This is a genomic window from Psychrobacter sp. ENNN9_III, assembly GCF_001462175.1.
GTDB lineage: Bacteria > Pseudomonadota > Gammaproteobacteria > Pseudomonadales > Moraxellaceae > Psychrobacter.
Map to the genome: position 1 here is coordinate 1 of NZ_LNUO01000115.1, position 9,034 is coordinate 9,034.

Below are 9,034 nucleotides of genomic sequence, written 5' to 3' on the forward strand. Positions count from 1 at the left end.
CCCCGGGTTCCTCAAACACTAGTAAAATTAAATAATATAGCCGTAGATTGTCTACTTAAAGATATGGCTCTGAACAATCTTGACTTAACTTAGCAAACTAACAGTACTAACGGCTACTACTTATTTTTTCATTGTTATAAGTGGTACAAATGTAATCTTAAATGGTAAAATTAATCGAATAAAGACAGCTTTTATTGCTCAATGAATTTCGTCAAGACTAATAAATGGTCATATATTCAAAAGCGTGTCTATTACCTGTCATAGTAGATGATCTACTCTAAAGCCATTATAGGGCAGCTGGTTAGTATCCGATTTCAAATCACTTCAATTACATCTTGTGTTCAACAACCATTACTCAAAAATCCTACAATTTCAGGTAAAATAGAAACTATGACAGCTTCTATCACACCTACCCCTCGTAAGATTATTCATCTAGATATGGATGCTTTTTATGCCAGCGTCGAACAACGAGATTTTCCTCAATATCGTGGTAAACCTTTAGTTGTTGGTGGAGACCCAAGCGGTCGCGGCGTGGTCGCTGCTGCTAGTTATGAAGTACGTAAATTTGGTGTGCGCTCTGCAATGTCTTGCTACGAGGCTCGCAAGCGTTGTCCAGAGGCGATATTTGTACGACCAAGATTTGATGTTTATAGAGCAGTCAGTAGCCAAATTCGCTCTATCATGTATAGTCTGACACCGCATGTTGAGCCACTATCTTTGGATGAAGCTTATCTTGACGTTACAGGTCTTCAAGTGCATAAAGGTTCAGCTACCTTAATGGCTAACTGGTTACGAGCACAAATACTAGATCAAACAGGACTAACGGCATCAGCAGGTGTTTCGTTTAATAAAATGCTAGCAAAAATTGCTTCTGATATAAATAAACCTAATGGTACCGCTATTATTACCCCTGCTGATGCAGCAGCATTTATAAGTACGTTGCCTATAGAGCGTTTTCACGGTATTGGTAAGGCCACAGCTAAGCGCCTACATGCCATGGGAGTAGCTAATGGTGCTGATCTTCGACAGGTGCCCGCAGCATTGTTAGTTAACGAGTTTGGTAAACGTGGACAGTTTTATCATGATATTGCGCATGGTCGTGATGAGCGACTGGTAAAGTCTGAACGACGGCATAAGTCAGTCGGCTCAGAAACAACTTTTAGAGACAACCTAAATGACAACGACCTATTACGCTCACAAATATATGAGCAAAACGCCGATGCGTTTAGACAGATGGAAAGCAAGCAGCTTATCGCTTATACAATTACGCTCAAGATAAAATATGCTGATTTTACACAAATAACGCGCTCACATACGCTATCTACGGCTTTTGTAGGTGCAGAGTCTGCTCATTATTGGTTAGATAAGTTATTTTTAGACATACCTCGCGTTCTCCCTATTAGACTCGTGGGCGTCACCTACTCGTCTCTAGCCTCTGCAACACAACCCCTACCGCAGCTTACCTTATTCGATTAATCGTGTCTTTTTTATATTGATCTGACTGTATTTGGAACTTTTCCGCTATTATCCCGTTTCTGCTAAACTAATGCCAAAATTTTACCTACCTGTATGACTCATTATGACCAACTTAAACATCAAAACCACCACTCCTAACGTAGATAACGATACCGATATGAATGATACTCAACATGATGATAGCCCACTGACTTATCTGAGCGTAGCCGATTACGATTATGAATTACCAGACGAGCTAATTGCTCGCTATCCGTTAGCTAAGCGCTCGGATTCTAAGTTGCTTTATGTACCCGCTATAGATCAATCAGAACAAACAAGTCTGCCTCAAGACCATTTATTTACCGCATTACCGTCGTTGCTTGACGCGGGCGATCTTATTGTCTTTAACGATACTAAAGTAATGAAAGCGCGACTATTTGGTAAAAAAGATACTGGAGGGCGCGTTGAAGTATTGATCGAACGTTTGGTAGAGAGCGCAGAACTAGAAGATATAAATATCAATCATGAATCATTAGCCACACACCAAAATATTGCACTGTGTCATGTAAAATCCAGTAAAGCGCCAAAAATTGGACAACGCTTATGGTTAGCTGATGACAATATGAGCTGTGAGATGATCGGTCGTCAGGATAACTTATTTGTGTTAGCTTTCGATGCGCCTATTCTTCCTGATTTAGAAATCTACGGTGAGCTGCCAATTCCTCCTTATTTTGAGCGTCATGCTGATGCAACTGACAATACTCGCTATCAGACGGTGTTTCATGATCCAGCCAAACTGGCCAGCGTTGCCGCGCCCACAGCGAGCTTACATTTTGATGAAACTACTCTTTCAGCTTTGACTCAAAAAGGTATTAATACCGCGTTTGTCACTTTACACGTTGGTGCAGGTACTTTTGCGCCTGTTAAAACTGAAAACCTACTCAATCATACTATGCATAGTGAATATGCACATTTACCGCAAACGACCGCAGACCTAATCAATCAAACCCATGCAAAAGGTAAAAAAGTGATTGCTGTTGGCACGACTGTTGCACGTGTTCTTGAGACGGCTTATCAAAAAACGGCAAACGATGGACAAATTGTTGCTGCATGGTCAGGCGATACGGATATATTTATTTATCCTGGTTTTAAATTTGGTGTGATTGATCGTCTACTAACTAATTTTCATCTACCCAAATCTACCTTGTTAATGCTTGTATCAGCATTTTCAGGTAAAGCTGCTATTGAACAAGCTTATCAACATGCAATTAGCCATCAATATCGCTTTTTTAGTTATGGGGATGCGATGTTATTGGATAGAAAAGTACGTTAACGAGAGATTGAGCATTAATTAATTGAAGCAATACGAATACCCAATACTTCACTATAAACATGGTTGTACTGGGCTATTTTCGTAATTTACTTATCAATAAGTCATAATAAAAAGGGCAATAAAAAGGGCTGCGCATGTCTTGGCATTTACCTCATCGATTGACCAATATTCATCACGCAGTGTCAGTAGCACTCCTTTGTTCTGTGAGCTCTATTGTGTGGTTACCTGTTGCTCAAGCAGCCACCATCGGTAAAACGAACATTACCTCAGCTCAGCATGAACCTTTGACTGCAAGTATTACGGTCACCGACATTGATGCTAAAGATTTTGCAGCCAGTATTGCCAATCCTGTGATCTATCAGCAAATGGGACTGACCCCTACAGCATCCATGTCTGTGCAGTTTATACCGACTTCTGCCACCGCTGGTCAATTACTTATCCAGACATCACAGCCTGTATCAATGCCATTTGCAGATGTCGTACTAGCAATAAATGATAATGGACAACGCAATGTCATCCCTAAGACTCTACTGATGCCTCTTGGTAATAATAACGTACCAATTAAACAGTCCAAACGAGTCGTATCAAATGCGCCAAAACCAAACTTACCAGTAGTATCAAACTCTAATGCTAAACCTCTAACAGTGAGACGCGGTGCACCGCCGCCACTGATCATGGCACCAAATACACAAGCGCCAGCATCAATGCAGGCATTGCCAAAAACTGTCTTGCGCCAGACATCTAGTATCAGTGCACCAGCAGTGATAAGCCAAGCTCACATCATACCTTTAACAACGCCTCAGACTTCAGATGCTTCACTTGCGAGCACATCAAAGGTGACAAAAACAACAAGTTTATCTAATAACGATTTAAATAACAGTACTTTAAGCGATCTTAATCCAACAGCGAATAATACTAACGTCAAACAGACCAGTAAAACAGTTCCAACAAATATCAGTGACTCAAAAAGTCCTTTAGAGTTAAAAAATACGGTTACTTCTAATACAAGCTTGGCTGCTAACGATAATACGCAAAAAAACAGCGCACCAGATAGTAGTATGTCCAGAAAGGTTACTGCGACTGACTCTATTAAAAATGCTACTAATACAAATAGACAAGCCGATATCCTAAATATTCAAGTAACTCGTCAAATACAGCTAAAAACAGATCTAAAGAATAGCGCAAATCGGCCCATCCCCTTCACAAAGGATAATGATATTGAGGTGATAAGTACCTCGTCCAACGCACCGCTGCCCTCTGCTACCGTTTCCTCAAATACCGGTACTGATATAGCCGCCACAGACTCTATGTCAGACAGTAAAAGTACAGCCATGACAAGCTATACCGTACAACGTAATGACAATCTTTGGATTATCTCTCAGCAGATTGCACAGCAAAATAATCTCGATGTATCAACGGTTATGAAACAAATAAAGGCGCAAAACCCTGATGCTTTTATTGCAAAGGATGCTGACTTGCTAAAAGCCAACGCTGAGCTGAGCTTACCCAGTTATGACATTGTGCCTTCACAGCAAAGCCTACAAACCGCCATCGCAGCTCAAAGACAACATTACATACAGGTCAACCGAGCTAAAAAGAAGGGCATTGAGAGAAAAAAGACGACAGCTGCAGACTCGACTAGCAATGAAGAATCAACAGCATCTACAGACATGGCCTCTAAAACAAAAGCAACAGCTAAACATTCAAATAAGCCCTCACAAGTCGCTCCTAAAACCTTGCCAAAAGCACGTTTCTCTGTCGTTGCGCCTGGTCGTGATGGTAGCGCTGATGGCACTCAAACCAAAGCTGCCGCGGCAACTGGTAATGGTTTGAGCACAGATATTTTAGCCACACTAAAAACGGCGCGTCAACGGACCGCTGAGCAGGCTAAGCGGGTAGCAGCAACCAACAGTACCCTTGGTAGCTATGCCAAAAAACTACAACTACAAAACCAAAAACTGGCTGAGCTTGAAGCTCGTCTCAAAAAATTACGCAATCAATAATTGCCTGTCTGCTCAGCATAAAATGCTGTAAACAAGGCTCGTAGGCTTAGGAGTATTTATGGATAATATGCTGTATATCATTGTAGGTCTGGTAGTAATTTTATTAGTAGCGGTGCTTGTGCTACGCAAAAATAAAGCCAAACAACCGACCACACAACACTTGGATAAGACCAATAAAAACGTAGATGCTCATGCGTCGACATCGAAGCCAAAGACGGCAACTATAGATTCAAAACAAGTCCCCGCTCAGCAAAACGCGACCAAATTTGATCCATTAACTGTTGCGCAACGTTTTATAGATCAGCAGCGTTATGATAAGGCTATTGAAACCCTTGAACGAGGTTTAACTGAAAAACCCCAAGATTCTGAGTTATTACACAAGCTATTAAATATTCATGCTACGCTCAATCAACATGATGATTTTAACAAAACTTATAACACGATTAAATTGTCTGGTGATGCAGTCGCTATAGACAATGCGGACAAACTCAAAGTTTTATTAGACCAAGAACAAACGCAAAATCAACCGGTGAAGCCTGAATCTGATAATGAAGCTGCATTTAAAGGTATCGATTTTGACCTATCTACCTCACAGACCGTTACGGATGTTGAGTCAAATACGAATAAAGACAGTTTAGATAATACCGAAGCATTTAGTGAAGCTTTGTCATTGCAACCAAAGGTCTCTGAAACTGATTATAGCTCTGATGACAATTTTGACCTTACGTTAGCTGATTTAGAAAGCACAGACGTAGAAACCAACGATCTAAACGCTAATAGCTATGAGACTACAGTAGATGACAATGATGTTAGTGCCTTTGATATAACCGAAGAGACAAGCGACGAAAAGACTAGTACGCAGCCTGTTACTATAGACGATGTTGATAAGGATCAAAACGTAAACAACATAAACGTTGACGATGACTTCATGCTTGATTTTGATTTGATGACAGATGATAGCAGCTCATCAGAGCTAGAATTTAATGGTACTCAAACGCAAGATAACCAGTCACAAGATGTCAGCTCGGATGACGAATTTGTTTTAGATTTTGATGACTTGGTTGAAGAGACAGACACTACTACTAATCAAGAGGACAATACTCAGCCTACTAATGATGATTTTGGGTTATTGCTAGAAGATGAAGATAGCTTGGCGATTACAGACGACTTGGTAGTTGAAGACAGCTTAGTAGTTGAAGACACCACACTTGTTACAAACTCATTAGACACTCAAGAAAACCTTAATGAGAATGCTCAGGTATCAGGCAACGACGCTGTAGACAGTTTTGCTGGACTTGGGACAACAGACAGTAGCGACGAGCCAGTTGTAAATGAGGACACACAACTAGAATTAGCAGCGACTCATGAAGTGATTGACGATAGTACTGATGAGAGTATTGACGATACTCCATCAATAGATGACGAATTTGATTTCGATGAAGTTGCAACTTTACCTACTGCTGTTACACCAGTAGAGAATGAAAATGATATCAGCTTAACCAATGATCACAATGTAGATATTCAAAACGATACGACACTTGCAGCTTCCGACAGTGATTTTGCTGCACAGTTTGCAACAGATTTCGATTTTGTTCAGACTTTGGACAGCAGTCAGGTAACATTAGACTTAGCAGGTCAGTACTTACAACTGGGTGAATACGATAGTGCCAAACGCCTACTCAATGAAGTCGTCACTCAAGGTAATAGCGAACAACAAAATCAAGCAAGAGAGATGCTAGCGCGTACTGCTTAATATAAAGGTAAATTACTCTACAGTGTCTTGAACAAAAAGTGTTTATCAACAAGCATCTTATGAAAATAGGATGCTTGTTTCTATTTTGCGGTTTATCATTTATATTAACCCTATTTTATTCTTTTCACTCACTTCTAGTACGGTAAACTCATGTCATTACCTTCAACCTCGACAAATCGATCATCCAACGCTATTCAGCTCATTTATGCTGGTGGGACTTTTGGTAGTTATGGACGTCCATTGGCTCCCCTAGATGCCAATATCTTTTTGCCAGCTTTGCAAACGCTATTCACCGATTATAGCCAAACTAACTATTTGCCAGAGCTCTCATGGTTAGATAACACACTAATTAAAGATAGTAGTCAGCTAACTTCAAACGATTTTGTACACTTTTATAAGTTAATACTAGATAGCTATTCGAAAGGATGTCGTCAATTTATACTCATTACAGGTACAGATACTTTGAGTTATCTTGGCGCATTTTTGGCAGAAGCTTTTGCAGGTAGTGATATATGTTTGGTAATTACGGGTAGTATGCGCCCACTGTTAGATAGTGATGTATTACACACATACACTGTTGATGCAAATAGCGATGCATGGGGCAACCTTAGTGAGTCGCTACGTCTAGCGGCAGCTGGAGAATCTGGCGTCAAAATTAGCTTTGGCGGAGAGTCATGGCCTGCACAAACAGTACAAAAGATTCATAGTCATGACTTTATGGCTTTTACTGGTCATATTCGTGCTGGCTACCCAAACAACAGTTATGTAAAAAAGCTGCCAGACACGCGTCGTCAGCATTGGCTCGATGACCAAATGACGGCTACTGATGACATCCAAACGCGTGCCAAACGAGCAAGCATACATGCGCTATACTGTCTACCCAATGCGCCTGATATCTTGGGCAGTCAACTAGAGGCACTGTTGACTGAGCCGCCATGCGGTATTATTTTATTAGGTTTTGGTGCTGGCAATGTTCCCTACTCTGAGAGTTTAGCGAGTGCATTAAAACGTGCATATGAACATGGTCATATGGTGGTATGTGCTAGCCAATGTCCATTTGGCGGAGTCAGTGACAGTTATGCAGCTGGTAGCTGGCAATATGATTATCATGTTATCGCTGGTGGACGCTTAACTATTCCTGCTATCTACGCGCGGTTATTATGGTTATTGCTACGTTATGATACACCTGCGCGCAGACGACAACGCTGGACATATACTGTCAACCAGACAGGTACAGGTTTGAACAAAAATCGCTAACTGTGAGCGCCAAGCAACAAACAAGCGCTCACTTTAAACGCTACGACTATTATGGAAGTTAAAAGATTAATGGAAGCTGAGAAACAGGACACCCCTACTTATAATTTGGCGATTGCTATCGAGTTTTTGGGCACCAATTATCGAGGCTGGCAACGTCAAAAAGAGGTAATAGGAGTACAAGAAGTATTAGAAAAAGCCATCAGTACTGTCGCTAACGAAGCTGTTGAGGTAATCGCAGCAGGTCGCACTGATGCCGGAGTCCACGCCGGCAACATGATTGCGCATTTTGTCACTTGTGCTTACCGTCCAACCCATAATTGGTTACGCGGTATTAATAGTCTACTGCCTGATGATATTGCGCTACGCTGGGTGCAACCTATGCCAACAGATTTTCATGCTCGTTTTGGTGCTATAGCACGTCGTTATCGTTACATTACGCTCAATCAGGCTGCGCGTCCTGCCATACTCAATCATCAAGTAACTCATATTCATGAACCTTTAGATGTGGCCGCAATGCAACTTGTGGCAGCTGATATTGCTGGGACTCATGATTTTAGCAGTTACCGTGCCGCAGCTTGTCAATCTAACCAGCCTATACGTACTGTCAGCCATGCAAAGCTTTTTACGCATGGCGCGTTTATCGTCTTTGACATACAGGCTGACGGCTTTTTGCATCATATGGTACGTAACTTGATGGGTACAATACATGCTGTTGGAAGACATGAGCTACAACCTTCAGACTTTTTAACTATTTTGGCAAAAAAAGACCGTACCATTGCCCCGCCCACTGCCTCCGGTGACGGACTGTACTTTATCAATGCCTACTATCCTGAGCGTTACCAACAGCTGTTACCCGTCTCACCGCTTACTCCCCTTTGGCTTAACTTACCCGAATAACACATCGTCAACTGACATACATAACACTTGCTCACTGTCAAGCAAAAACAATGATTTGTTGCTTTAATATCGAAACTTACGTATAATATCGGCTTATTTTTCATTGATAGATACCAACTATGGCTAAAGACGATATTATTGAATTTGAAGGTGAAGTTATTGACACCCTTCCAAATACGTTGTTTAAAGTTCGTTTAGAAAACGGACACGAGATTATTGCTCATATCTCAGGGAAAATGCGTAAGCATTATATTCGTATTTTAACGGGCGATAAAGTTAAGGTAGAGATGACGCCTTATGATTTAACCAAAGGTCGCATTACTTACCGTGGCAAAA

General features: G+C 41.2%; 7 protein-coding genes. All 7 read left to right on the forward strand.

Translation table 11 applies throughout. The annotated features are described in order from the left end of the window. The first annotated feature begins 390 nt into the window (after nt 1-390). On the forward strand, nt 391-1,476 hold the full coding sequence (gene dinB, locus PENNN9_RS07230; protein ID WP_058369029.1) for a DNA polymerase IV: 1,086 nt from the start codon (nt 391-393) through the stop codon (nt 1,474-1,476). 157 nt (nt 1,477-1,633) lie between these two features. Next, entirely contained in the window at nt 1,634-2,788 is a 1,155-nt protein-coding gene (gene queA, locus PENNN9_RS07235) for a tRNA preQ1(34) S-adenosylmethionine ribosyltransferase-isomerase QueA (protein WP_058369035.1), read from the forward strand. A gap of 134 nt (nt 2,789-2,922) precedes the next feature. After that, nucleotides 2,923-4,791, forward strand: coding sequence for a hypothetical protein (locus PENNN9_RS07240; RefSeq protein WP_058369030.1), 1,869 nt, complete (start codon nt 2,923-2,925; stop codon nt 4,789-4,791). 58 nt (nt 4,792-4,849) lie between these two features. After that, on the forward strand, nt 4,850-6,544 hold the full coding sequence (locus PENNN9_RS07245) for a FimV/HubP family polar landmark protein (protein WP_058369031.1): 1,695 nt from the start codon (nt 4,850-4,852) through the stop codon (nt 6,542-6,544). Between the two features lie 150 nt (nt 6,545-6,694). Continuing rightward, entirely contained in the window at nt 6,695-7,801 is a 1,107-nt protein-coding gene (locus PENNN9_RS07250) for an asparaginase (protein ID WP_058369032.1), read from the forward strand. Nucleotides 7,802-7,870: 69 nt separating this feature from the next. After that, entirely contained in the window at nt 7,871-8,698 is an 828-nt protein-coding gene (gene truA, locus PENNN9_RS07255; protein WP_058369033.1) for a tRNA pseudouridine(38-40) synthase TruA, read from the forward strand. 119 nt (nt 8,699-8,817) lie between these two features. Continuing rightward, nucleotides 8,818-9,034, forward strand: a 217-nt coding sequence (gene infA / locus PENNN9_RS07260; protein WP_058369034.1) for a translation initiation factor IF-1, incomplete at its 3' end; no start/stop codon positions are given.